Annotated in this window: 21 protein-coding genes and 1 CRISPR repeat array; of the genes, 13 read left to right on the top strand and 8 right to left on the bottom strand. The window is 59.5% G+C overall.

Annotated features, from left to right (window positions below; genetic code table 11):
• Positions 1-33: 33 nt before the first annotated feature.
• Positions 34-435, bottom strand: a complete 402-nt coding sequence (locus RBI05_RS09405; RefSeq protein ID WP_310550899.1) for a secondary thiamine-phosphate synthase enzyme YjbQ — start codon at positions 433-435, stop codon at positions 34-36.
• A 230-nt stretch (positions 436-665) separates the two neighbouring features.
• Here RBI05_RS09405 and cysT point away from each other — a divergent pair, with 230 nt between their 5' ends.
• The 5 genes from cysT (at position 666) to RBI05_RS09380 (ending at position 5342) form a co-directional block, all read left to right on the top strand.
• A complete protein-coding gene (gene cysT / locus RBI05_RS09400) occupies positions 666-1481 on the top strand; it encodes a sulfate ABC transporter permease subunit CysT (protein ID WP_310550898.1) in 816 nt (271 codons plus the stop codon).
• Complete coding sequence (locus tag RBI05_RS09395; RefSeq protein ID WP_150458099.1) at positions 1478-2275, top strand: sulfate ABC transporter permease subunit; 798 nt, start codon at positions 1478-1480, stop codon at positions 2273-2275. The genes cysT and RBI05_RS09395 overlap by 4 nt, the downstream gene beginning before the upstream one ends.
• Before the next feature lies 1 nt (position 2276).
• A complete protein-coding gene (locus RBI05_RS09390; protein ID WP_310550897.1) occupies positions 2277-3341 on the top strand; it encodes a sulfate/molybdate ABC transporter ATP-binding protein in 1065 nt (354 codons plus the stop codon).
• A 20-nt stretch (positions 3342-3361) separates the two neighbouring features.
• On the top strand, positions 3362-4426 hold the full coding sequence (locus tag RBI05_RS09385) for a sulfate ABC transporter substrate-binding protein (RefSeq protein WP_408638320.1): 1065 nt from the start codon (positions 3362-3364) through the stop codon (positions 4424-4426).
• 139 nt (positions 4427-4565) lie between these two features.
• On the top strand, positions 4566-5342 hold the full coding sequence (locus RBI05_RS09380) for an MBL fold metallo-hydrolase (protein WP_310550895.1): 777 nt from the start codon (positions 4566-4568) through the stop codon (positions 5340-5342).
• A gap of 75 nt (positions 5343-5417) precedes the next feature.
• Here the strand turns inward: RBI05_RS09380 and RBI05_RS09375 are convergent, their stop codons facing one another.
• Complete coding sequence (locus RBI05_RS09375; RefSeq protein WP_310550894.1) at positions 5418-5831, bottom strand: MerR family transcriptional regulator; 414 nt, start codon at positions 5829-5831, stop codon at positions 5418-5420.
• 73 nt (positions 5832-5904) lie between these two features.
• Between RBI05_RS09375 and RBI05_RS09370 the strand changes: the two genes are divergently transcribed.
• A complete protein-coding gene (locus RBI05_RS09370; RefSeq protein WP_310550893.1) occupies positions 5905-6504 on the top strand; it encodes a GNAT family N-acetyltransferase in 600 nt (199 codons plus the stop codon).
• Positions 6505-6590: 86 nt separating this feature from the next.
• Here the strand turns inward: RBI05_RS09370 and RBI05_RS09365 are convergent, their stop codons facing one another.
• Positions 6591-7385: a PaaX family transcriptional regulator C-terminal domain-containing protein gene (locus tag RBI05_RS09365; RefSeq protein WP_310550892.1), complete on the bottom strand. Its 795-nt coding sequence runs from the start codon at positions 7383-7385 to the stop codon at positions 6591-6593.
• A 280-nt stretch (positions 7386-7665) separates the two neighbouring features.
• On the opposite strand from RBI05_RS09365, the gene RBI05_RS09360 reads away from it, so the two are divergent.
• Entirely contained in the window at positions 7666-8904 is a 1239-nt protein-coding gene (locus RBI05_RS09360) for an MFS transporter (RefSeq protein ID WP_310550891.1), read from the top strand.
• A 184-nt stretch (positions 8905-9088) separates the two neighbouring features.
• Here the strand turns inward: RBI05_RS09360 and RBI05_RS09355 are convergent, their stop codons facing one another.
• Complete coding sequence (locus RBI05_RS09355; protein ID WP_310550890.1) at positions 9089-9895, bottom strand: Cof-type HAD-IIB family hydrolase; 807 nt, start codon at positions 9893-9895, stop codon at positions 9089-9091.
• Positions 9896-9913: 18 nt separating this feature from the next.
• Positions 9914-10942 (bottom strand): DMT family transporter, encoded by a 1029-nt coding sequence (locus RBI05_RS09350; protein WP_310550889.1) that lies wholly within the window; start codon positions 10940-10942, stop codon positions 9914-9916.
• A gap of 161 nt (positions 10943-11103) precedes the next feature.
• Here RBI05_RS09350 and RBI05_RS09345 point away from each other — a divergent pair, with 161 nt between their 5' ends.
• Positions 11104-11853 (top strand): metal-dependent hydrolase, encoded by a 750-nt coding sequence (locus RBI05_RS09345; protein ID WP_310550888.1) that lies wholly within the window; start codon positions 11104-11106, stop codon positions 11851-11853.
• A 107-nt stretch (positions 11854-11960) separates the two neighbouring features.
• Positions 11961-13409: a carboxylesterase/lipase family protein gene (locus tag RBI05_RS09340; RefSeq protein WP_310550887.1), complete on the top strand. Its 1449-nt coding sequence runs from the start codon at positions 11961-11963 to the stop codon at positions 13407-13409.
• 95 nt (positions 13410-13504) lie between these two features.
• Here the strand turns inward: RBI05_RS09340 and RBI05_RS09335 are convergent, their stop codons facing one another.
• From RBI05_RS09335 to RBI05_RS09325, 3 genes are all read right to left on the bottom strand, one after another.
• Positions 13505-14860 (bottom strand): sensor histidine kinase, encoded by a 1356-nt coding sequence (locus RBI05_RS09335; RefSeq protein ID WP_310550886.1) that lies wholly within the window; start codon positions 14858-14860, stop codon positions 13505-13507.
• Positions 14860-15537: a response regulator transcription factor gene (locus RBI05_RS09330; protein ID WP_150458112.1), complete on the bottom strand. Its 678-nt coding sequence runs from the start codon at positions 15535-15537 to the stop codon at positions 14860-14862. The genes RBI05_RS09335 and RBI05_RS09330 overlap by 1 nt, the downstream gene beginning before the upstream one ends.
• Before the next feature lie 82 nt (positions 15538-15619).
• Entirely contained in the window at positions 15620-16792 is a 1173-nt protein-coding gene (locus RBI05_RS09325) for a hypothetical protein (RefSeq protein WP_310550885.1), read from the bottom strand.
• Between the two features lie 117 nt (positions 16793-16909).
• A CRISPR array of direct repeats spans positions 16910-18372; the repeat unit is 33 nt; unit sequence ATTTCAATCCACGCACCCCATGCAGGGTGCGAC.
• Positions 18373-19036: 664 nt separating this feature from the next.
• On the opposite strand from RBI05_RS09325, the gene RBI05_RS09320 reads away from it, so the two are divergent.
• The 4 genes from RBI05_RS09320 to RBI05_RS09305 all read left to right on the top strand — a co-directional run bounded on the left by RBI05_RS09320 (position 19037) and on the right by RBI05_RS09305 (position 24057).
• Complete coding sequence (locus RBI05_RS09320; RefSeq protein ID WP_150456399.1) at positions 19037-19780, top strand: polyphosphate polymerase domain-containing protein; 744 nt, start codon at positions 19037-19039, stop codon at positions 19778-19780.
• Complete coding sequence (locus RBI05_RS09315; protein ID WP_310550884.1) at positions 19773-20456, top strand: DUF4956 domain-containing protein; 684 nt, start codon at positions 19773-19775, stop codon at positions 20454-20456. The genes RBI05_RS09320 and RBI05_RS09315 overlap by 8 nt, the downstream gene beginning before the upstream one ends.
• Before the next feature lie 27 nt (positions 20457-20483).
• Complete coding sequence (locus RBI05_RS09310) at positions 20484-22580, top strand: carbohydrate-binding domain-containing protein (protein WP_310550883.1); 2097 nt, start codon at positions 20484-20486, stop codon at positions 22578-22580.
• Between the two features lie 406 nt (positions 22581-22986).
• On the top strand, positions 22987-24057 hold the full coding sequence (locus RBI05_RS09305) for a zinc-dependent alcohol dehydrogenase (RefSeq protein ID WP_310550882.1): 1071 nt from the start codon (positions 22987-22989) through the stop codon (positions 24055-24057).
• Positions 24058-24079 lie beyond the last annotated feature (22 nt).

The raw sequence follows: 24079 nt of genomic DNA, 5'->3' as shown, positions 1-24079 counted from the left end.
ATCCGTTTCCATGCCTGCCCGGCGCAGGCAGAGTTAGCCCTCCATAATCTTGAGATGATACTGCCGGCGCCGCGGGCCGTCGAATTCGCAGAAGTAGATGCCCTGCCAGCGGCCGAGCAGCAGCTCGCCTTCATGGATAATGATAGTCTGGGAAGTCCCGGCTGTGATCGATTTCAAATGGGAAGCGGTATTGCCCTCCGCATGCCGGTATTTCGGATGCTCCCAAGGATAGACTTCATCCATACGCATCAGCACATCATGTTTCACGTCGGGGTCGGCATTCTCGTTGATCGCGATGCCGGCCGTCGTATGCGGGCAGTAGACGAGCAGCAGTCCCTGCTGGACGCCGTTCTTCCGGACATAGGACAGGCAGTCGCGGGTGATGTCCCGCATTTCGTCGCGCTTGCTTGTTGAAATTTCAACCGTATACAGCATAAGCTTATTCTCCTCTCCATAACTTCGTAACGGGCCGCATCTACCCCATTATACCCGCTGCAGCCCGAACCTTACACAATTTGCTCGTAAAACCAATTGACGCTGAGCTTCTTCCTTGGTAAAGTAAGAATACATATAAAACCAAGTATATTAATAGGAATAATAATCGGTCTCTTGGCGGCATGCCTGGCGAACCGACCGGTCAACCGGAGGCGGGGAGGTATCTGTGTTTGAATTCGCTGCTTAGACACAAGGGTTGGACCCGGGGATTCCGGACAACCGTACTGCTCTATTTCGTACTGCTGATCGTCTGTCCCATTCTGGGTGTTTATTACAATGCATTCACCGGAGGGCTGGAAGGCTTCTGGGAGAGTGTCTCCGATCCCATCGCGTGGAAGGCCGTTCTGCTGACACTAAGGCTGGCGCTGATCGCGACTCTGATTAATGTTCTGCTGGGGACCATGATCGCCTGGGTGCTGATCCGCTACCGGTTCCCGGGCAGGGCGCTGCTCAACAGTCTGGTGGATCTCCCGTTCGCGCTTCCGACCGCCGTCGGCGGACTCATGATTCTGCTGCTGCTCGGACCCGGAAGTCTTGCAGGAGAGATCGCGGAAGCGCTCGGCCTGGAAATCGTCTTTCATCAGCCGGCCATTGTAATCGCAATGGTATTCGTGACCTTTCCCTTCGTTATCCGCGCGGTACAGCCGCTTCTGGAGGAACTGGATGCTTCCGAAGAGGAAGCCGCCTATACGATGGGAGCCGGGCGCCCGCGGGTGTTCGGGCAGATTATCCTGCCTTCCATGATGCCGGGGATGATTAGCGGAGGCATGCTGGCCTTCTCCCGTGCCTTGGCGGAATTCGGCGCCGTTGTGCTCGTGGCGGGCAATATTCCCGGCCGGACGCTCGTCTCCTCGGTGTTCATCTACGGCGAGGTGGAGAGCGACAATCCGGCCGGAGCGGCTGCGGTCTCGGTCATTCTGCTGACGCTCTCGTTCCTGATTCTCTGGCTCATTCACGTGGTGCAGATGAGGGGGAGACGGGCATGAGAAGACTGTGGATCGGACTGACCTACGCCGTATTCCTGCTGCTGATTGTGGCTCCTCTGGCTAAAATGACGTCCGGCGCCTTCGCTGACGGCTTCTCTGGGTTCTGGTCGGCGCTGACCCGCCCCGAAGCGCTGCACGCGCTGATGATGACGCTGCTTGTCGTTCTGGTCGTGACGGCGCTGAATACGATATTCGGCATCATGACCGCCCTGTATCTCGTTCGGGCCGCCTGGCTGCCGAAACGGCTGAAGGGCATTCTGAACAGCGTAGTGGATCTGCCCTACGCGGTCTCGCCGGTCATCGGCGGCCTGATGATCGTGCTGCTGCTGGGCCCGGACAGTCCGGCCGGCGCCTGGCTGGCCGGGATCGGGGTCGATATTGTGTATGCTTTTCCGGGCATGGTCATTGCGACCCTGTTCGTGACCTTCCCGCTCATGGTGCGGGAGGTGATGCCGGTGCTGCAGGAGATCGGCGCCCAGCAGGAAGAGGCGGCTTCAACGCTCGGAGCCTACGGCTGGACCACCTTCTGGAAGGTGACCTGGCCGTCGATCCAGTGGGCGGTGCTCTACGGCGTTATTCTGACCGTCGCCCGGTCGCTCGGCGAATTCGGGGCGGTGCTCGTCGTCTCCGGCAATATCATGAACAAGACCCAGACGGCGACGACGCTGGTCTACCAGGATGTCGAGAATTTCAATGTGACCGCCGCGGGAGGGCTGGCGCTGGTGCTGGCGGCCTTCTCCGTAGGGCTGCTGCTGCTGATGGAATGGAGCAAGAAGAGAAAGGAAGTGCGCTGATATGCATGTGGAAGTGCGGGGACTGAACAAGCATTTTGGGGATTTTCATGCGGTGAAGGATGTCAGCTTCGGAATCGAGAAAGGGCATTTGATCGGTCTGCTGGGTCCGAGCGGCGGCGGCAAAACCTCCATTCTGCGCATGCTCGCCGGGCTGGAGTCGCCGGATGCCGGCGAGATCGTATTCCACGGCCGGAAGGTGAACGATTTGCCGCCGCAGGAGCGGGGCATCGGATTCGTGTTCCAGAACTACGCGCTGTTCAAGCATATGACCGTCTACGAGAATATCGCGTTCGGACTGCGGGTGAAGAAGGCGAACAAGAACGTCATCCGCGAGCGGGTCATGGAACTTGTCGAGCTGACAGGGCTCAAGGGTTTTGAAAAACGCTACCCGCATCAGCTCTCCGGCGGCCAGCGCCAGCGCGTCGCCTTTGCCCGGGCGCTGGCTCCCGAGCCGCAGCTGCTGCTGCTGGATGAGCCGTTCGCGGCCATCGACGCCAAGATCCGGCAGGAGCTGCGTTCCTGGCTCCGCGAGCTGATCGAGCGGGTCGGCATCACTTCCATCTTCGTCACCCACGACCAGGACGAGGCCATCGAGGTCGCGGACGAGATTATGATTATCAATCAGGGACGGCTGGAGCAGAAAGGCACGCCTTGGGACATCTACAAAGAGCCGAAGACGCCGTTCGTGGCGACCTTCATCGGCGAATCGACGCTGATTGAAGACGCGTCCGAGCTGAAGGGCTTCGGAGGCACAGGGTCCGGGGCGCCGGCCAAAGCCCTGATCCGGCCGGAATATATCGAAGTCGGCGAGCCGCACGAGTTCCGGGTAATATCGGCGACCGAGCGGGGCGTCGTGAAGCATCTGCATTTTCGGGGAAGCGAATGGCTGTTGGAGATCGAGGTCAAGGGCCACAAGCTGGTCACTTACCGTTCGCTGGAGAAAGAGACGCTGCATCCGGGGCAGGAGATCTCGGTGCTGGTTCACCGGGCCTATATGTTCAATGACGAGAAGAGCTGGATTCAGGAGAACGGCTTGAAGGAAGATCCGATGCCGGTATATATTTAGGCCGGGGAATGAGGGTAGACATGAAGGGATTCTGGAGGAGCAGACGACTGCACATAGGAATAAGCCTTCTGCTGCTGGCGCTGGCAGCTTCGGGCTGCGGGGGAGGAAGCAATGCGGCCCCCGGTCCGGAAGGGAAGCCTGCGGGGGACCTAACGCTGGTCATCGGCGCCTACAGCGTCGTAAGGGACGCGATGGAAGAGATTTTGCCGGCTTTTGCCTCGAAATGGAAGGAAGAGACCGGGCAGCGCATCGCATTTCAGGAATCATATGAAGCCTCGGGTACCCAGGCGCGGGCGATTGCCGGCGGTTTTGAGGCCGATGTGACGCTGCTGGCTATGGAGGGCGATGTCGACAAGCTGGTGAAGGCCGGACTGGTGAAGGACGACTGGCGGAGCCGCAGCGGGGTAAACGGGATGATTACGCGCTCGGTTGTGGCGCTGGGCACCCGCGAAGGCAATCCGAAGGGCATCCGGGACTTCGCCGATCTGGCGAAGCCGGGCGTAAAGGTGCTGTACCCGAATCCGAAGACGTCGGGCGGGGCCCAGTGGGATATCAACGCCATTTACGGGGCGGGACTGAAGGCTTCGGAGGCCAAGAGCGGAGTCAAGGACCCCGCGGCGGCAAAAGCTTTTCTGAAGAGCGTGCACGCCAACGTGGAATCCCTCGATAAAAGCGGCCGGGCCTCCATGGCGGCCTTCGAGTATGGGGTGGGCGACGTCATCGTCACCTATGAGAACGAGCTGCTGGCCCGCATCGCTCAAGGGGTGAAATATGAAGTCGTTATTCCCGACGATACGATTCTGATCGAGAATCCGGCTGCCGTTGTGGATCATTACGCGGAGGAACACGGCACCCGGAAGGCAGCCCAGGCGCTTGTGGATTTCCTGGCAACGCCGCAGGCGCAGGAGATCTTTGCGAAGCACGGCTTCCGTCCGGTGGAGAAGTCCGTCTATGAAGCCAACGCGGACCGTTATCCGGTACCGCCGGGATTGTTCGATATCTCCTACCTCGGCGGCTGGGACGAAGTCCGGAGCACCCTCTACTCCAAGCGCGGCGTCTGGTATCAGGTGCTGGCGGGAATATAGAAGAACGATCAAGAGGCTGCGCCTGAAGAGGGCGCGGCTCTTGGTGCTGTCCGGGCGTCGCCCGCACCCTTGGCCTTCCGGCTGAAAATACACTACAATAGACAGACAGCTTACCAACGGACAGGCAAAGGAGAGGCGTATGGACAGACTGGTATTTCTGGGAACAGGCGATGCGATGGGGACGCCGCGGGTGTACTGCGGCTGCGGGGTGTGCGAAGAGGCGAGAACCGGCGGGAAGAATGCGCGGCTGCGCTCGTCCGTGCTGGTGGAGAACGGCGAAGACTTCTTCGTCATCGACTGCGGGCCGGATTGGCGGCGGCAGATGGAAGCACGGGGCATCCGGCGGATGGATACGCTGCTGGTGACGCACGGGCATTTTGACCATATTGGCGGTCTTCCGGAATGGGCCGATGCCTGCCGCTGGCTCGGCGTGCGCGGGCAGCTCTATGCCCCGGCCGAGGTGATTCCGCTGATGCTGCGCCAATATCCGTGGCTGGGAAGCCATATCGACTTCCACGAAGCCGACGGAGGCTTCGAGCTTCAGGGCTGGCGGATTGCGGCCTGGCGCGTCTGCCACGGGAAGAACGGCTATTCCTATGCGTATCGGCTGGAAAAAGACGGATACGCCTGGGTCTACTGCCCCGATTCCATTTCGCTCGGGGAGGAAGAGACGCGGCGGATGCGGGACGCCGATCTGCTCGTGCTGGGCACAAGCTTTTACAAAGAAGAAGCCGAGCTGTCGACCCGCTCCGTCTATGATATGACCGAGGCGGCGGAGCTGCTGAAGGCGGTCCGGCCGGGACAGGCGGTATACACGCATATGTCCCACGATATTGATCTGAATAAGGAATACCCGCTTCCGATCGGCGTCACGCTGGCGACTGCGGGTCTGACGCTGAAGCTGGGCCGCCGTTAGGCGGCCCTTCTTCGTGGGCCTTTTCCCGTGCTCGGCCCCTCCGTTATCCGGCAATGTCGGCTCGGTAGGCGGACGTCAGGACTGCTCCTTGTCCAGCCACTGTGCGACATGCCGTCCCATCTCGGCGGTGGCCTGCTCCGCTTCGGGAATCAGCCAGGCATAGAGAGCGGATAGGCGGTCATGCTCGGCCCGGAGGGCGTCGATTTGCCGGTCGAGCCGTTCTTTTTTGCGCGCAATCAGCGCTTCAAAATCCTCCAGAGTCAGACTTCCGCCCGACAAGCTCAGCGCCTTGGCGATCTCCTTGAGACTGAACCCGTGAGCCTTGGCGTCCCGGATGAAGCCCAGCCGTATCTCCGTCTCCTCCCCGTACATCCGGTAGCCCGACTCCGAGCGGGCCGGGGCCGGAATCAGCCCGAGCTGCTCGTAATAGCGCAGCGTCTCGCTGTGCAGGCCCGTCCTCCGGGCCAATTCTCCGCGCGTATACCTCATAGCCATCCTCCTTTGCTGTCCATTATAATACAGGAATAGAAGACTCTTATGCGACAAAAGGAGGCTTGTCACGATGACCGTTCCAGCCGGTTCCGAAGCTTTTGACCCGAAATGGCTATCCTTCCCGGACAGCTTCGAGACGAATCGACTGCTGATTCGTGCTCCCCGTACGGGGGACGGCGCTGATCTATGCGCGGCGATCCGGGAGAGCCTGGAGGAGCTGCGCCCGTGGATGGCATTCGCGCAGACTGAACCCGACCCGAAGAGTTCCGAGAAAGTGACCCGTCTGGGGCGGGATGAATTCAAGCAGCGGACCGATCTGCCTCTGCGGCTCTACGATAGAGAGACCGGCGGCTTCGTAGGGTGCAGCGGATTGCACCGGATCGACTGGTCGCTGCGGCGGTTCGAGATCGGCTACTGGATCCGCACTTCCTGCGCGGGAATGGGATATATGACGGAAGCGGTCAACGGGATCGTGGATTGGGCGGTCGCCGAGCTGGGAGCGAACCGGCTGGAAATCCGGTGCAGCGGCCGGAACCGCCGCAGCGCCGCGGTCGCCGAGCGCTGCGGCTTCGTTCTCGAAGGCGTGCTGCGCCGCAATCAGAAGAGTCCTGCCGGCGGATGGGAGGACACCCGGATCTATGCGAAGGTGCGGGGCGCGGAGTTCGGGTAAGCCGGGTTCAGAGGCCTTGGAAACAAGAAGAGCCGCGTTCCTTTACGCATTCGGTGGAGAGAGGAGCGGCTTTTAACATCAACCCGTTAATCAATTGGAACGATTAAAGAGAATAAATGACTCTCGCTTCGAAGGAGAGGAACAAGCTGATTTAAGTGTTGGTTGTATAATTCCCAGGCCTGTTCCTTTTGCCAAGGCTTCGGCAATAACTGCTCCGGCAAGAAAGGGTCCTCCAGCAAAATTTCACCGAATCTCTCCCCGAGCTCCAACACCAGCAGCAGCACATTCCATGGCGATGGTTCCGCCGCCGGATTGGCAGCGGCAGCAGACCATTTATCGATTTGGGCGCTCGCCCACGCACTGAACAGCCCGTACTTCTCATTAACGGCTTGAACAGGCCAGATCTGTTCCGCTAAGTCTGCCGTGACCGGACCATGCTCCAGATCTAGGCTGCCCATACGAATCCATTTCTCCAGACCCGTCTGTCTCGCAACCTGCATCACAGATGCGCAACGGTTATAGGGACAAATGAACACGCCGTCGTACAAAAGACCGTAGCCGATTTGCACCAGCTCTCGCCGAAACGTATTTCGAAGAGATCGGAATTGTTCCGGGATCCGGAACATGACGACATGCCAGCGTCCGTCCCACTCGCTGTTCGAGCCGGAAATCTTGAGCTGGAGACTCTGGATGAAAGCGGTACCGGATTCTGTCAGCGTGTATCTTCGCTCCTCCGCGAGAATATACCCCTTTTGCTTCAGGGAGGACAGCGCGTTGCGAATCGTCTGCTCCGTCTTTCCGCGATCCTTGTAAATCTCGATCAGCTCGGCTGCCGTAATTACGTGACGATGCTGGATCATATACAAGATTTGCTTCTCCAATGAGATCATCCCAACACCTCAATCGCGGTTGTGTATTTCTAATTATAACCAGGCCATCCGACACTGACAATCAAGGAGAAGCGGGATAGAAATATTTTATAATAAAAATATTGACCAACGCACTATATGATGTTATGTTCGGAATACAAAACCATCATATCCAATTTTAGTTATATAGGGGTGAGAGAGGATAGATGGTTAGCACTTGAATCGAGTGCCTATCCGTCATGGATTCGCAGAGGAACCCGGATTGTGCAGTCCATTGAGTACTGGAGGGACTATGAGAAAAATACTGAGCTTGTATTTCCTGATTATGTTCATCATCGGCACAGACACCTTTCTGACTTCGCCTCTGCTGCCTACGCTGAGACATGAGTTCAATATCAGCGTTGAGGCATCGGGTTGGCTGGTGGGCGCCTACGCGCTCGGATTCGCCCTGTTTGCTCTCATTGCAGGGCCCCTGTCGGACGGCTTGAACCGAAAGAAGGTTATGCTGTTCGGCATTCTTGGATTCTCCGTATCCACATTTCTGTGCGGTGTAGCCAACGGGTTCTGGACGATGGTCCTGCTCCGGGAGTTGGCGGGGGTGTTCGCCGCCTTCACATCGCCGCAAGTCTGGGCCACCATTCCGATCCTTGTTCCGCCGCAAAAAATTATGCGTTCTATGGGGATTGCGACAGCCGGTCTGGCGGTGTCGCAAACCTTGGGAGTGCCGATCGGCACCTATTTGGCTGTCCAGTCCTGGAAGATGCCGTTCTTAATTATCGGAGCTTGTGCGTTCCTGCTGTTCCTCCTGATTATATGGATCGTCCCCGACTTCAAACCGGCGATTTCCGGCAAGCAGCCTTCGATTGTCGGACGATACGGCACCTTGCTGGGGGAGGGAAAAGCAAAAAAGTCCTTCCTGGCCTATTTTGTATTCCAGTCCGGCAACTTCGCTGTGTTCAGTTTCCTGGGAACGTGGCTGGCCGACAAGTTCGACCTCACTGTCTCGGAGATTGGGAACGTGCTGATTTTCATGGGACTCGGCAACATTATCGGCAGCTTTTTCGGCAGCAATGTGGTAGCTAAGCTTGGCAAGCGCAACACGCTGCTGTACGGCATCGCAATTATGGGGATTTTGTATCTTCTGCTTAATACCACGACTTCCCCCGCGCTCGTTAAAGTCTCCTACTTCTTCTTGTATATTATCGCAGGGACAATTTTCCCTATCATGATGGCGCTCCTGCAGACGCTCTCGACAACGGCGAGAGGAACGATCGCCGCTCTGTCCAATGCGACCATGTATGCGGCAACGACCTTTGGTACTTACATCGCGGGGATTCTCTATGCACAGTGGAATGGATTTGTGGGGGTTACGCTCTTCGCTGCGGTATGTTATGCGCTGTCCATTTGGTTATGGATGAGAAGTGGAGTGGCGCAAGCTTCTGAAGCGGCAGCGCAAGGGCCTGCTGCGGTATCGGCGGCCATAGCTTCGCAACCGTCTGGTCGGCATTTGTTCCGCCGTACCAAGAGCTAATACCAAAGAAGGGCAGACCGGCTAACGGCGAAGGCCCGGAATGCACAGCAAGCCCCCGCTTCCTTAGTGGAGACGGGGGCTTGCTGTATGGGTACGCTGGTGCGCATTGCTTCCGGGATGCGCTCCGCCTGGATGGCGAGTGGTTCGAGGCAGAACGCCGTTCCAAAAGGCTGGCCGCTGCGGCCTACGCTTCCTGCGCGCCGAGAATGAACTTGTCGATGACCGCTTTGACGCCGTCTTCGTTGTTGCTGAGGGTGATATAGTCGGCGATCTCCTTCAGCGCGGGAATGGCGTTGCCCATGGCGACGCCGAGACCGGCCGTCTCCAGCATTTCGTGGTCGTTCCAGGAGTCGCCTACGGCAATGGTCTCGGACACGTCGCAGCCGAAGTAATCGGCCAGGAATTCCAGCGCCAAGCCTTTTGTACCCTCGCGGTGCATGATCTCCAGGAAGTTCGGCTTCGATTTGGTAATATGCACGTTGTCTCCGAGCAGCTCGCGCAGCTTCGGCGCCAGCTCATCCAGGAACGCCGGATCGTCGATAATAAGCAGCTTCGGCGTCTGGTGGTCCACCAGCTTGTGCCAGTCCGGCTCAATGTAATACTTCGTCCGGTTCAGCGCGGCATAGTCGATCAGCTTCTGATTCTCCTCGCGGGAGTAGAGCTTGTCGTCGATGTAGGTCTGAAGATGAAGGTCATGCTCGATGCAGTATTCAAAAAGCCGATGCACCGCCTCCTGCGGCACATAACGCTCATACAGCACCTTCTCGTCCATCAGGTTCTTGACCAGTGCGCCCTGGTAGGTAATGATCGGCACATTCAGCCCGGTCTGGCGGGCGACGGCCTGGGCGGAGGCGTAGGCGCGTCCCGTAGCAAGGGTCACGACCACGCTTGCGTTCACCGCGGCTTCCAGCGCCGCCTGCGTAGCGGGAGTGACTTCCTTCTCGTCGTTGATGAGCGTGTCGTCGATGTCAATGGCAATCAATTTGTACATGGGATTATGTTCTCTCCTTTAAGATTCGGTAGGGCCGGCAGACAGGGGGCCGCCTGCGGCCGGTGCGGCTTGATAAGCGGAGGGCGGAAGTGCTTCATCCTCGGCGATAATGTCCCTGGCGGCGTCTTCGGCGTCAATGCCTCCGGCGGCGTTCTCTCCGCCGCCGGGACCGAGCTCGGCCAGGAGCATGCCTGCAAGAATGCAGGCACATCCCAGAATTCCGGCGGGGCCCAGCGTCTCGCCCCCGAACAGCACGCCGGTGATCGCGGCGAACACCGGCTCGGTGGAATAGATGATGGCGACCCGGGCAGGCGTGGTATAGCGCTGGCAGGCGGTCTGAATCCAGAAGGCGAAGGCGCTGGTCGGTCCGATGGAGACGAGCAGCGCGATCAGCACTTCGGGACGCCGGGCCCACTCGCCGGCGCCGCCGAAGGCTGCCGGACCGTCGTGAAGCAGCGAAGCGGCCAGGCTGAGGAGGCCGACCACGGCCATCTGCAGAATCGCCAGCGGCAGCGCCGGATGCCGGGGCGCATAGAAGCCGGTAAGCACAATCTGAAGCGCGAAGCTGACGGCGCCCAGCAGCACCAGGCCGTCGCCCTTGTTCAGCGAGAAGGCCGAACCCGCGAAAGCGATCAGGTAGAGGCCGGCCGCTGCCAGCGCCGCGCTGATCCAGGTGTAGCGGGAGACCTTCGTCCGCGCCAGAAGGAGCGACAGAAAGGGCACCAGCACGACGGACAGGCCGGTAATAAACCCGGTATTGGATGTCGTCGTATACAGCAGGCCGACGGTCTGGAAGGCATAGCCCAGAAACAGCGTCCCGCCCAGGAGCAGGGCATGCAGCGCCATCCGGGGAGTGACGGAACGCCACTGTTCCCGGTAAAGCAGCGCCGTAATCAGGGCAAGCAGCAGCGCCGCGCCCAGGAACCGGATACTGTTGAAGGCCAGCGGCGGCAGGACCCGAACTGCGGCCTGCACCATCAGGAAGGTGCAGCCCCACATCATCGCCACCAGCAGAAGGCCAAGGTCCGCCCAGCGGGAGCGGTTCACGGCAGTTCATCCTTTCTGCAGGCAAGTTGACCAAATTGTATCTTATATCCGGGGGAACGACAAGCAATCGGACGGCTGGACAAAAATCCTACGGCTTGCTATACTGCGATAGCCGCACACTTGTTCCTATTGTTGAACTGCCAAGAAAGGAGTGATCGCCCATGATGGGACGCTCCCATCTCGTGATCGGAACCGGCGTCACTCTGTCGCTCATGGAACTGGCCGGTTACCGGATCACCATTCCGGCCATCGCCGTGGCGGCGGTCAGCTCCGTACTGCCCGATATTGATGAGCCGAATTCGATGCTGGTACGGGGGGCGCTGCCGCCCTGGCTCATCCGCGTGCTCCAGCTTGTCCTGCTGGCCGCCGGAATTGGCCTCTACTGGCAGGGCGGCCTGGAATGGCCCTGGAATCTGACGCTGTCGCTGCTGGTCGCCAGCGTGGCGTTCCTGCCGGGCCGGCGGCTGCGCCAGCTTGCGATGCTGCTGGCTGCGCTGGGTCTGATGGCTTTTGCCGAACGTTTCGATCCCTGGAACTATGTCATCGGCGGTGTGCTGGTTCTCGCCACACTGGTTCCGCACCGGGGGCTGACCCATACGTTCTATGCCACCGGAGCGTGGGCGCTGCTGCTCTATGCGGCGGGCGGCGGGCTTGCCGCAGGCAGCGGCCTGCCGGAACTGCGCCTCGGCGCCGATCCGCGGCATCTCTGGATCGCCGGCGGCCTGTCTTATCTGCTGCATCTGCTGGCGGATGCCATGACCCAGCGGGGGATTACCCCGCTGCCGCCCCTTCCGCTGAAGCTGCGGCTGAAGCTGATGAGCACCGGCACCAAGCAGGGAAGCGCGGTCGAGAAGGTCTGCGTGCTGCTGACGGCAGCTCTGGCGATGTATGCGTTTGTGCTGCCAAGGTAGAGGCGGCCAGGCGGCCGGGAGAATCCCGGCCGTTTTTGTGTTCGCCGCGTGCCGGTTCTATAATGGAAGAGCATTCCATCCTTCTACCAGAAAGAGGTGCTCCTGCTATGGCAGAACTTATCGTAACGACGCGTCAAGGCCGCCTGGAAGGACAGGCGGCGAACGGCGTCCGTTCCTGGAAAGGCATTCCCTACGCAGCGCCTCCCGTGGGACCGCTTCGCTTCCGGGCTCCCGCGCCGCCCGGCGGCTGGGAAGGAATCCGCAGCGCCGCGGCATACGGGCCCTCCTGCCCGCAGCCGGCCGGCGGAATCGGAGAGGTTGGGGACATGTCCGAGGACTGTCTTTATTTGAATATCTGGGCGCCCGGTCTGCCGGAGCCGGAGCCGGAGCGGGAGCCGCTGCCGGTTATGGTCTGGATTCATGGCGGCGCTTTCGAGACAGGCTCGGGAAGTCTTCCCTTCTATAACGGAGAACAGATGGCCCGGAAGGGACGGGTGGTTGTGGTTACAATGAATTACCGTCTGGGTCCGTTCGGCTTCTCCGACTGGAGCGCCTTCGGGGTGCCGGATGCGGCAGCCAATGTCGGCCTGCTGGACCAGATCGCCGCCCTCGAGTGGGTTCAGCGCGAAATTGCCGCCTTCGGCGGCGATCCGGCGCGCGTGACGGTATTCGGGGAGTCCGCGGGCGCAATGAGCATTGCCGCGCTGATGGCTATGCCTGCCGCCCGGGGGCTGTTCAGCCGGGCGATCCTGCAGAGCGGCGCTTCCCAGGCTGCGGCGCCCCGGCAGGCGCAGCGGTCTGCGGCCGGTCTGCTCTCCGAGCTGGGCCTTAGCGCAGGTCAGGCGCACAAGCTGCGGGAACTGCCGGCCGGAGAACTGGTTGCCGCCATGAGCCGGATGAAGCAATCGCTCGGCGGGATGATGCTCCCGTTCCAGCCGGTGCTGGACCCGGCGTCGCTGCCGGTATCGCCGGCCGCCGCGGCCGAGCAGGGAGCTGCGGCGAAGATTCCGCTGCTGATCGGAACGAACCGGGACGAGGGCGGCATGTTCTTCCGCCCGGATTCGCCGCCGATGCCCGAGGCGGCGCTCGGCTACGCCCTGTCGGTCATGACGGGGATGACGGATGCGGCCAGGCTCGTTCCGCTGTACCCGAAGGACGGGCGGGGGCAGGCCCGGATGATGACCGAGCTGTACTTCTGGCGCGGCGCCGTGCAGTTCGCCTCCGCCCAGAGCGCCCATGCGCCGGTCTGGATGTACCGGTTCGACTGGACGGACGACAGCCATCCGCTGCTTCGGCAGGCCATTCACGCTGCGGAAATCCCGTTCGTCTGGGGGACGCTCTCCCTGCTGGAAGCCTACGGGGTCAAGCTGCCGCCGGACGCTTGGGAGCTGGCCGCGAAGATGCAGGAGGCCTGGACAGCATTCGCGCACGGCCGGCCGCCGCTTCAGGATTGGCCGGCTTATGATCCGAAGCGGCGGGAGACGATGATCTTCGGCCGGCCGCCTGCCGTAGCGGCAGACCCCGACGGGGACCGGCGGGAGCTGCTGGGCCTGTAGCGTTTCTCTGCCGCCCGGCTCACCGCGCGGCTCCGTTCCACCTGAAGCAGCCCGAACCGGCTTGTCCGGTTCGGGCTGCTTCAGGTCGCGCAGATTCAGGAGAGCTGCACATAGAACGTCGTTCGTTCGCCGGGAATACTTCTGGCATAGATGCGGCCTTTGTGCTGCTCTACAATCGACTTGGCAATCGCGAGGCCGAGGCCGTGGCCGCCCTGTGCCCGGGACCGGGAGGTGTCCGTGCGGTAGAAGCGGTCGAAGATACGCTCCAGATGCTCGGGGGCGATACCTTCTCCCGTGTTGGATACGGTCAGCAGCGTCTCGCCCTGCTGCCGTTTCAGCGTCAAGGCTACCTTGCCGGATGGGCCGGAGTATTTGACGGCATTGTCGAGCAGAATCATCACCACCTGCTTGATCCCTTCACGGCTGCCCTCCACGGTAAGGCCGGGGGCGATGTCATAGTCCAGCAGGACATTCTGCTCGTAGATGACCGCCTCCATCGTCAGCATAATGTCCATCACGGCTTCGCTCAGATCAAAAGGCGCGTGGACTTCGCCGATCCGGGCATCGTCCATCCGAGTCAGGTAGAGCAGATCGCTTGTCAGCCGGGACATGCGTTCGGTCTCCGACTTGATGTACTGGAGCCATTTGGCCTGGGAACCGACCGTCTCATCCGGATTGGCAAGCAGCACTTCCGTATTGGTGTTGATGACGGCGAGCGGAGTCTTCAGCTCATGGGAGGCATCGGCAATGAACTGTTTCTGCTTGTCGAACGCTTCCCGCACAGGCTTGATGGACCGGTTGGCAAAGGTGCGGCTGACGAAGAACAGAATGACCAGCATGACGACGGCCACGATGCTGAACGTATAAATCATCTCGGTCAGAATGTCGCGGCGGGCGGTAATATCCAGGAAGACGAGCATATGACCTTGCGGCGTCGGCTGAATCTCGAAGGTCCAGCGGCTGCCGTCAAGCGTGAACTCGCCCGTGTTCCGGTTCTGCGCCACCGCCTTCTGAAGCGCGTCTTCGTAGAGCGTGTCGTCCACCGGGACCCGCGATTCCTTGGCGGTCACCTTCCAGTCGCTGTCGGTCAGCAGCATGAAGGAGACCGACCGCTCCGGCGGCGGCCCGCCGATTCCGTGCACGCCCCGCCCGCCCTGATGCAGCAGGCCTCCGTCTCCGGTTCCCGGCGAGACCGCATCAGCTGTCCCGGTCCCGCTTACCGGACTGTCTGCCGGCGGCACCTGGGTATCCGCAGGAGGCTCCTGGCCGCCGTTGATCCGGTCTGCCGGGAACTTCTCGTAGAATTCCACAATATTCTGCCGGTCCAGCGAAATATCGCCGCTGACATCCTGGTAGGTGATGAAATAGATGGCCGCAAAGGCCAGCAGCATGGTCAGAGAAATCGTGACCAGATTGACAATCAGAAAGCGATTTCGGAGTTTTTTGAACATCAGGCATTCCCCTCAAGCACATAACCGACGCCGCGGATAGTCGAGATCCGGGTCTCCGACCCGAGAAACGTCAGTTTTTTGCGCAGAAAAGAGACATAGACCTCCACATTGTTATGTTCGGCCTCCGAATCAAATCCCCAGAGCTTCTCGATAATCTGCTCCTTGGACGTCACGGCCTGCCGCCGGGTGATGAGCAGTTCCAGCAGTTCGCTCTCTTTCAGCCCGAGCTTCATCTCCTTGCCGTTCACGGCCAGCCGCAGACTGGTGGTGTTCAGCTCCAGATCGCCGAATTTCAGCGCGTCGTCCGGCAGCACTTCGCCCCTGCGGCGCAGCACCGCCCGGATCCGGGCCAGCAGCTCTTCCGAGGAGAACGGCTTGGCAATATAATCGTCCGCGCCGTGGTCCAGCCCTGTCACCATATCGTGAATTTCGCCTTTGGCCGTCAGAAAAATGACCGGCGTCGCCATTCCCTGGCTCCGCAGCGCTTTCAGCAAGCCGATCCCGTCCAGCTCGGGCATCATAATATCCAGCAGCAGCAGGTCATAGATGCCGCTCAGCGCGTAATCCAGCCCGCTTCGGCCGTCGTGGACGGCGTCCACGGAGTAGTTGTGCTTCTTCAGAATCTGGGTTACGGCCTCGGCCAGGTGCTGCTCGTCTTCCACAATCAATATTCGCATGGGGCGATCCCCTTTCCCTATGGTTCAGCGGTACAGGGATCATTATAGCAGGATAAGCTTTAATGAACCTTAAGGGGGCTCTTCAGGCCGGGCCCGTTTCTTTCAGGAACCGATAGCTCTCGATCCGGCTGCGGTCCTTCGCGCGGTTGGAGAAGTATTCGATACGTCCGCCGTGAAGCCAGACATCGTCGGCAAGACCCGGAATCTCGTCGGGATAGAGCACGTCTGCGCTGTTGTTAATCAGAAAGCGCATATTCCTCCAGACGGCTGGCGTCGTGAACGAATAATGATAGCTGGACGAAGCGGAGGCAGAGCGGTTCATGGCGAGGGCGGTGACTCTTTTGACCGAGCGTCCGGTCGACGGCTGCCCCAGAAACGTAACGATATAGACATCGCTGTAATTGATCTGCTCCCGAATCGTCAAGTTCTTGTCGGTGGAGTAATAATAGACCTTGTAGCCGCTGACGGTGTCGCCGCTCCGGTATCGTTTCGAACGGTGGACATAGGTGTATTCCGATGCCGCAAGCGGCAGATTGCCGTTGTCGTCGCCGCGCTCCAGTTGATGGGTGACTCTGGCATGGAAGACCGGATACCAGCCGGCAGGCGTAATCTGCGAAATGATGCCTGCGAATCCGACCTCTGCGATTCCGTCGATACCGGCGTACAGGTAGGCGGCTTCCCCCTGATCGTAGGCCTCGGCTATCGGATAGCCGGGGAAGGTGAGCGAATCCGCTACGAGTCCGTTATAGATCGTGGAACCGCTTGCCGGAGTCTGCAGCCGGTGATAAGCGCCCGTCTGCCTGCCGCTGCTGCTGCCCTGACTGCCGAGGGAGGTTGTCCGGAACGCCGAGTCAACAGCAGCCTCCCGGCTGCCTGCGGCCGGCTGCTTCTCGATCTCTGCCCGAATGTCGCCGTGCTTGGAGCTGGTTGCTTCCAGAAGAGCGCCGTCTGCGCCGATTGTAAGACGAAAGACTTCTCCGTTCCTTAATGGTTCGATCTTCTGCTTCGTGTCCGGCTTCACCCTGCCATTGGACAACATCCGGTTGAGACCGGAGTCAAAATCAGAACCGTTAAGACCCGCGATGCCGACCGATTGCCGGGGCACGCCGCCGTCAAGCATAAGCTCCGTTAGAATGGCATCCCGAAGGCTGCTGTCGAGCCCTGCACGGGAAGCGGGCGCCGCATCCGCTGAAGAGCCAGGAACAGCGGTCAGAAGCAGAAACAGGGATAATACAATCGTGGTTCTCATGTACATCTAACCATCCCCCAAGAGACAAGATATCCGAACGATGGCCAATCCTATCCTATTTCAGTCTACGCACCCCACAGGGGGCGATCGGGAGAACGAAATCGCTCTCTGATGGTATAAGGAATTTCAATCCACGCACCCCATGCAGGGTGCGACGGAGACAAGGCGCATGGTAGTAGCTTCCCAGGCGCGATTTTAATCCACGTACCCCATGCAGGGTGCGACGATCAATGCAAGATTTTGCCCGTAGGGGGTGGGTCATTTCAATCCACGCATCCCATGCAGGGTGCGACTGGCTAGAATCGGATTCTTCACTGAATAATGGCCTGATTTCAATCCACGCACCCCATACAGGGTGCGACGCACTTCGGGCCAGACCTCACGGGCGTACCCGACATTTCAATCCACGCACCCCATACAGGGTGCGACGCGATGCGGTCAGCGTCCGTCGGCGGCGCCTCTGTAATTTCAATCCACGCACCCCATGCAGGGTGCGACGGTATCCCCTGGGCTTGCGTGGGATCTGGCTAACCATTTCAATCCACGCACCCCATGCAGGGTGCGACAGGAGCATAGATAACCTACCTTCGCGCCCACAAAAATTTCAATCCACGCACCCCATGCAGGGTGCGACATATTGGTATGTATGCGAACATGATGTCTGTACAATTTCAATCCACGCACCCCATGCAGGGTGCGACTGGCCGCCTCATCATGAGCGGCCCGGATAGCCGCCTATTTCAATCCACGCACCCCATGCAGGGTGCGACGACACAACGCATCCCGATTACAAGAGACGGGAAGCGATTTCAATCCACGCACCCCATGCAGGGTGCGACATCGCGGTCCGCTCTTCGCTGCTCTCCAGGCATGAATTTCAATCCACGCACCCCATGCAGGGTGCGACCTCTTTTCGGGGTTCGCTAATCGCTTGGTCATATAATTTCAATCCACGCACCCCATGCAGGGTGCGACTTGGAGCCGATTTAGCCGCAGCCTCCCATTTCGGATGATTTCAATCCACGCACCCCATGCAGGGTGCGACGCGCTCCGGCAGGCGTGGTCCGAGAGCCGTCGGCCATTTCAATCCACGCACCCCATGCAGGGTGCGACGCAGGTGGCCGTATACCTTTTGAATCATCGCCGTCATTTCAATCCACGCACCCCATGCAGGGTGCGACGTGGGGGACCTTTTAGGAAACCCCGATTGGGTGATTTCAATCCACGCACCCCATGCAGGGTGCGACTTCGACAATCCGTATCAACGTCCATCAGGTCAATGATTTCAATCCACGCACCCCATGCAGGGTGCGACTTCGGCCTCTGCGCAGCAACCGCTTATACGCTCGATTTCAATCCACGCACCCCATGCAGGGTGCGACTCAAAAGTTAACAATATGGTTAAAGTCCAATAAATTTCAATCCACGCACCCCATGCAGGGTGCGACGGTATCTGGCTGTCTTGTGGTTCCCGGCTTTTTCGATTTCAATCCACGCACCCCATGCAGGGTGCGACGCGCATCACATATACAGGAGCTGGACGGCGGAAGCCCATTTCAATCCACGCACCCCATGCAGGGTGCGACAGCGATAACTACCCTAAATCATCTCGGCGGGAGATGCCTTAGCGCACTTTCTCCTCTTCAGCATATCAAAAAAGCAACTGTTATGGATTGACATTTTCGAGAACGAGAGTAAATCGACGGGATTCGCCAAAATCCGAGGTGCGAAGGACCCGGGGATTTCATGGGAGCTTGGGGTTCGCACCAAGCGGCTCCTTCTAAGCGGCCGGCCAGGGTAACGTGGAAGGCCATTTAATATAGCGACAGGCTGGCGCTGTTCTGCCTGCCAGGAGGGCGGACAGCATGGAGAAGGGCTTGGAACTGGAGGAGCGGCAGCGTTCGCCTTTGTTTTTGAATTTCACCCGCTAACCCTTCCAATCCCCGAAATTCAAAAACAACAGCGACCGGAAGTCCAAGCACTCTCGGAGTGCACCGCGCCCTCCATCACGCCCTCCACCGCGCCCTCCGCTCAAGCACCCACAAACACTCGCCAAGCCCTGGCGCAGGCCCCAAGCCCGCGACGCGAAGCGTTTTTCCGAAATATACCCAACTGTCAGCGCCGTATTAAAAAAAGATAAACGCCATGTAAATCCATTTAAGATTCGTTAAAGGTTCGCCCGCTAACATACAGACATGGGCAAGAGACAAGGCAATCTCCCGAACCCGAAACAGAAAGGATCTGAACCCCATGGCGATTGAAGTCTTCAACCGATACGAGAACAAGTACGTGTTCGACCACGCGGCTTATCAGAAGCTCTACGGCGACCTGCTGGAGTACATGGAGCCGGATGCGTACAACAAGCAGCATGAGTTCTACTCGATCACGAATCTCTACTACGATACCGAGCATGACACTCTGATCCGCAACAGCCTGGCCAAGCCGAAGTACAAGGAGAAGCTCAGACTCCGCGCCTACGGCGTGCCGGACGGGGACAGCAAGGTCTACCTGGAGATTAAGAAAAAAGTGTTCGGCCTGGTCAACAAGCGCCGCACCTCCCTGAAGCTGAACGAAGCCTACGACTTCGTCCGCACCGGCATCGAGCCGGAGTACCGGGATGGCATGAACAAGCAGGTAATCGAAGAGCTGAAATACTTCCTCTCCCGCTATGAACTCCTGCCCAAAGTGTACCTGTCTTATGAACGCAAGGCGATGTTCTGCAAAGACAACCGGGATTTGCGGATCACCTTCGACACCAACATTCGCAGCCGGCGGTACGATCTGAAGCTGGAGAGCGGCCCCTACGGCGAGCTGCTGCTGCCGGAAGGCCAGTGGCTGATGGAAGTGAAGGCCGAGAAGACGATTCCGGTCTGGCTCGCCAACCTGCTCTCGGAGCACCGGCTGTACCGCACGAGCTTCTCCAAATACGGCAATGAATACAAAAAAATGCTGAAAGACAGCGCATCTGAAAGGGAGATTATGTTGTATGCTTGATTCCATTTTTAATACCACCGTAACGTCCGCCGAACTGACCTTCACCGACGCTCTGCTGACCCTGGCCGTTGCCTTGATCCTCGGAGCGGCCATCAGCCTGACCTATATGAGAACGACGCCGGGCAGCTTCACCCAGAGCTTCACGCTGACCATGGTGCTGCTGCCGGCCATTGTAGCCATTATCATTCTGCTCATCGGCAGCAACGTCGCCCGGGCGTTCAGTCTCGCCGGCGCCTTCTCGATCATCCGCTTCCGAAGCGCGCCCGGTGATCCGAAGGACATTGCTTTTGTCCTGTTCACCATGGCTTCGGGTCTGGCCTGCGGCGTCGGAGCGTTCGGATACGCGGTCCTGTTCACCGTCATCCTGTGCGCCGTGATGTTCCTGCTGAGCTACACCCGGTTTGGAGTCCGCAAGTCGGTGCAGAAGACGCTAAAGGTGACGATACCCGAGAACCTGGGGTATGAGGAAGCTTTTGCCGAGGTGTTCGCCCGATTCCAGGTGGATTATGAGCTCAAGAAGATCCGCACGACAGAGCTGGGCAGCCTGTACGAATTGGTCTACAGCGTCACATTGAATGAGAATACGAGCCAAAAAGAGTTCCTGGACGCCATCCGCACCCGGAACGGCAACCTGGATCTCTCGCTCACCATGGCTCCGACCATGACGGAATACTGAGAACAAGCATAGAGGGGATGAGAAGATATGAATAAATTTATTATAGGAAGCAAGGCGGGACTGGTTCTGCTGCTGGCAGCGGCCCTGACGGCCTGCGGTTCGGGCAGCAACAATGCCGCCGGTTCGGGCTCCCAAGCGATCTCCACGGCGGCGGCACTGGCCTCCGCTTCGAGCGGGGCGGCCAAGACGGCATCCGGCACAGCCTCCAAGATCACGGTCAGCGATGTCGTCAGCTTCAGCGAAGAGGATACCGATGCCGCCTGGAGCGCAGACACAGCGACAACGATTGCGCTGAGCGGCAGCGGAGCGACCGTCAGCGGCTCCGGGGCCGAAGTCTCCGGAAGTACCGTAACCATCAACGCGGCAGGCACCTATATCGTCAGCGGCAGTCTGGACAGCGGACAGATTGCGGTCAGCGCAGCCGATAAGGACAAGGTGCATCTAATCCTGAACGGCGCTTCCATTACGAACAAGAACAGCGCCCCGATCTATATTCAGCAAGCGGACAAGGTTACCCTGACGCTGGCGGAAGGCACGGAGAACACCTTGACCGACGGCGCCTCCTACATTCTGGCGGACGGTTCGGACGAACCGAGCGCAGCGCTGTTCAGCAAGGCGGATCTGACGATCAACGGTACGGGCGAACTGACGGTCAAGGCCAGCTACAACGACGGCATTGCGGGCAAGGACGATGTCAAAATCGTATCCGGCACGATCTCCGTGACGGCAAAGGATGACGGTATTGTCGGCAAGGACCTGGTGGCCGTCAAGGACGGAAGCATCTCGATTCAAGCCGGGGGCGACGGCATCAAATCGACCAATGACAAGGACGCGGACAAAGGACAGGTTGCCCTTGCTTCGGGCACCTTCGAGATTACGGCAGAGAAGGACGCGATCCAGAGCGAGACGCAGCTTGTCATCGACGGCGGGACGTATAAGCTGACAGCCGGTGGAGGCAGCGCGAACGCGCCGGCAAGGGCGCAGGAGGAAGGCTTCGGCGGCAAAGGCGGATTCCCGGGAGGCATGCCAAACGGCGAACTCCCGCAGGACGGTTCGATGCCGGCGCCTCCGGAGGGAGGCATGGGTCCCGGGCAAGACGGAGAGGCCATGTCCGGCGCTTCAGAGAAGGAATCCGCTGCGGGGGCGGACAAGACCACCGGCCAGGCGTCAACCGGCGAATCGGAAGAGACCGAGACGGCCAGCACGAAAGCTTTGAAATCCGGGGGCGATCTGAATATCAACGGCGGCACCTTCACCCTCGACTCCGCAGACGATGCCGTTCACAGCAACGGCAATGCGACGATCCGGGAAGGCAAGCTGGACATCGCTGCCGGCGACGACGGCATCCATGCCGACAATCTGGCAACGCTTGCGGGAGGAACCATCCGGGTCAGCAAGAGCTATGAAGCTATAGAAGGAGCCACCATTGACATTACCGGTGGAGATCTGGAGGTGAATGCTTCGGACGACGGCGTGAATGCCGGATCGCAGCTTAACATCAGCGGAGGGACACTGAAGGTCAACGCAGAAGGCGACGGTATGGATTCCAACGGTTCGGTGGCGATGAGCGGCGGTACCGTCATCGTGAACGGACCGACCGGAGACGGCAACGGATCGCTGGATTATGACCAGACCTTCAATATGACAGGCGGCTTCCTCGTGGCGGCGGGCAGCGCAGGCATGCTGCAGTCTGCATCGGACAGCTCCAGCCAGTATTCGATCGCCATGAGCTTCACCGAAACCCAGCAAGCCGGCCAGCTGGTTCATCTGGAGGATGCCGACGGCAATTCGGTCCTCACCTTCGCTCCGGCCAAGGCTTACCGCGCCGTAGTCATCAGTTCGCCGGAACTGAAGAAGGGCAGCTACACCCTGTATACCGGCGGAAGCGCGACAGGGACGGCGGTTGACGGCCTGTACCAGGACGGCACGTACAGCGGCGGAACCAAGGTGGTGGCGTTCGAAGTGACCGGCAGCGCTACCTGGGTCAATGAATCGGGAATTACAACGCCGAACCAGGGCTTTGGCGGAGGCGGAATGGGCCACGGCGGACGGCCGGGCAACCGTCAGGGCGGAATGACGCCTTCGGGGACTCAAGCGGCAGACAGCAGCAAACAGACACAGTAAGCAAATAAACCTTGTGAATGAAGACCTTCTAACCAAGACCAACCGGTCCGGGAATCCCCGGACCGGTTTTTTTTCGGAATTCGGCAGGTCTTTAGTCGCATTGTAAATTTTCATGAATTTTCATTCTCCATAAACTGCGGATAACTCCCTCGGGAGACGAGTCGAATTTAACCTTATGTAAAACGTTTGCCCTATGTAAAAAGGAAGGATTCGATACTTTGAAACGAAATGAATTGGTTGAAAATATAATTTAATCCCTTTTGACGACATGAAAAGTAAAAAAATATAAATCAATCATCATATTCGACAAAGTTCCCCTTACATTTTGGGGAACAGGTGGTAGTATTTTGAATTGTAATTCAGACAAACGTTTGCACAAATCCTTTGGGGAGAGGAAGATGTCGAGATGGAAGCAGCGACTAGCCGGCCGGAGACAGGTCGGCGGATGAGCGCGCTCGTCTGGAATGGCGACCGTCTGGAAGAGCAGGGGATGCCGGAGCCCGAGATCAAGAACCCGCACGAAGTGAAGGTCAGCATCAAGCTGTCGGGGATCTGCGGCACCGATCTGGCGGTGGTCGCCGGCAAGGAGCCGGGGGAAGCCGGCATTATTCGGGGACATGAAGCGGTAGGAATCGTAAGCGAGGTAGGCGAGGCGGTCCGGTCGCTTGCGCCCGGGGACCGGGTAGTCGTCGATCCCAACCAGAGCTGCGGACTTTGCCGGTTCTGCCGGTCAGGCAAAGTTCATCTGTGCATCGGCGAAGATAAAGCCGGCATGCCGATTGCCGGGCTGAACCGTCACGGAACGTTTGCCCCTTCGTTCGTTACGGAGGAGCGTTTCCTCCACCGTCTGAAGCCGGAGGTCAGCTGGGAAGCGGCCGTTCTGACAGAGCCGCTTGCCTGCGTGCTGCATCATTTCCGCGAAGCGGGCATCGGCGAGGGCGAGTCGGTGCTGATTCTCGGTTCGGGTCCGATGGGGCTTCTCTGCCAGTTCGCCGCCCGCCGCCTGGGCTGCTTCACGGTATCCACCGAGCTGCGCCAAGGCCGCCTCGCCGCAGCCCGGAGATATTCGGACTGCGCGCTGACACCGGAGGAGCTGACGGCAGAGCGGGTGCGGGAGCTGCTGGGCGACCGGGGCTTCGATACGGTAATCGACACGGTAGGGACGCAAATGGCGACGGCGGAACGCTGGGTGGACCGGGGCGGCACAATCGTGCCGATGGCGATCAACGGCGCCTACCGCTACCCGCTGTCGCCTACGATGTATGCGCAGCAGGCCATCCGGCTGATCGGTGCAGGCGAATACCTGAACACGTTCGGAGAAGCGCTGCGCCTTGTCGAAGAGGCGCCGGAGCTTGCAGGGCTGGTCAACCGCCGCTGCGCGCTCGGCGAGGCTCCTGCCGCGATAGCCGAACTGCTGGACGGAACGGCTTCTCCGGACGGAACGGAAGCGATCAAGACGGTATTTGCCTTCTCGTAAGACACGGAACCCATTTAAAGGA

The sequence above is a fragment of the Paenibacillus glufosinatiresistens genome (assembly GCF_031470375.1).
GTDB lineage: Bacteria > Bacillota > Bacilli > Paenibacillales > Paenibacillaceae > Paenibacillus_AQ > Paenibacillus_AQ glufosinatiresistens.
Note: the sequence above shows the minus strand (reverse complement) of the source record. Positions and strands in the feature narration are given on the sequence as shown.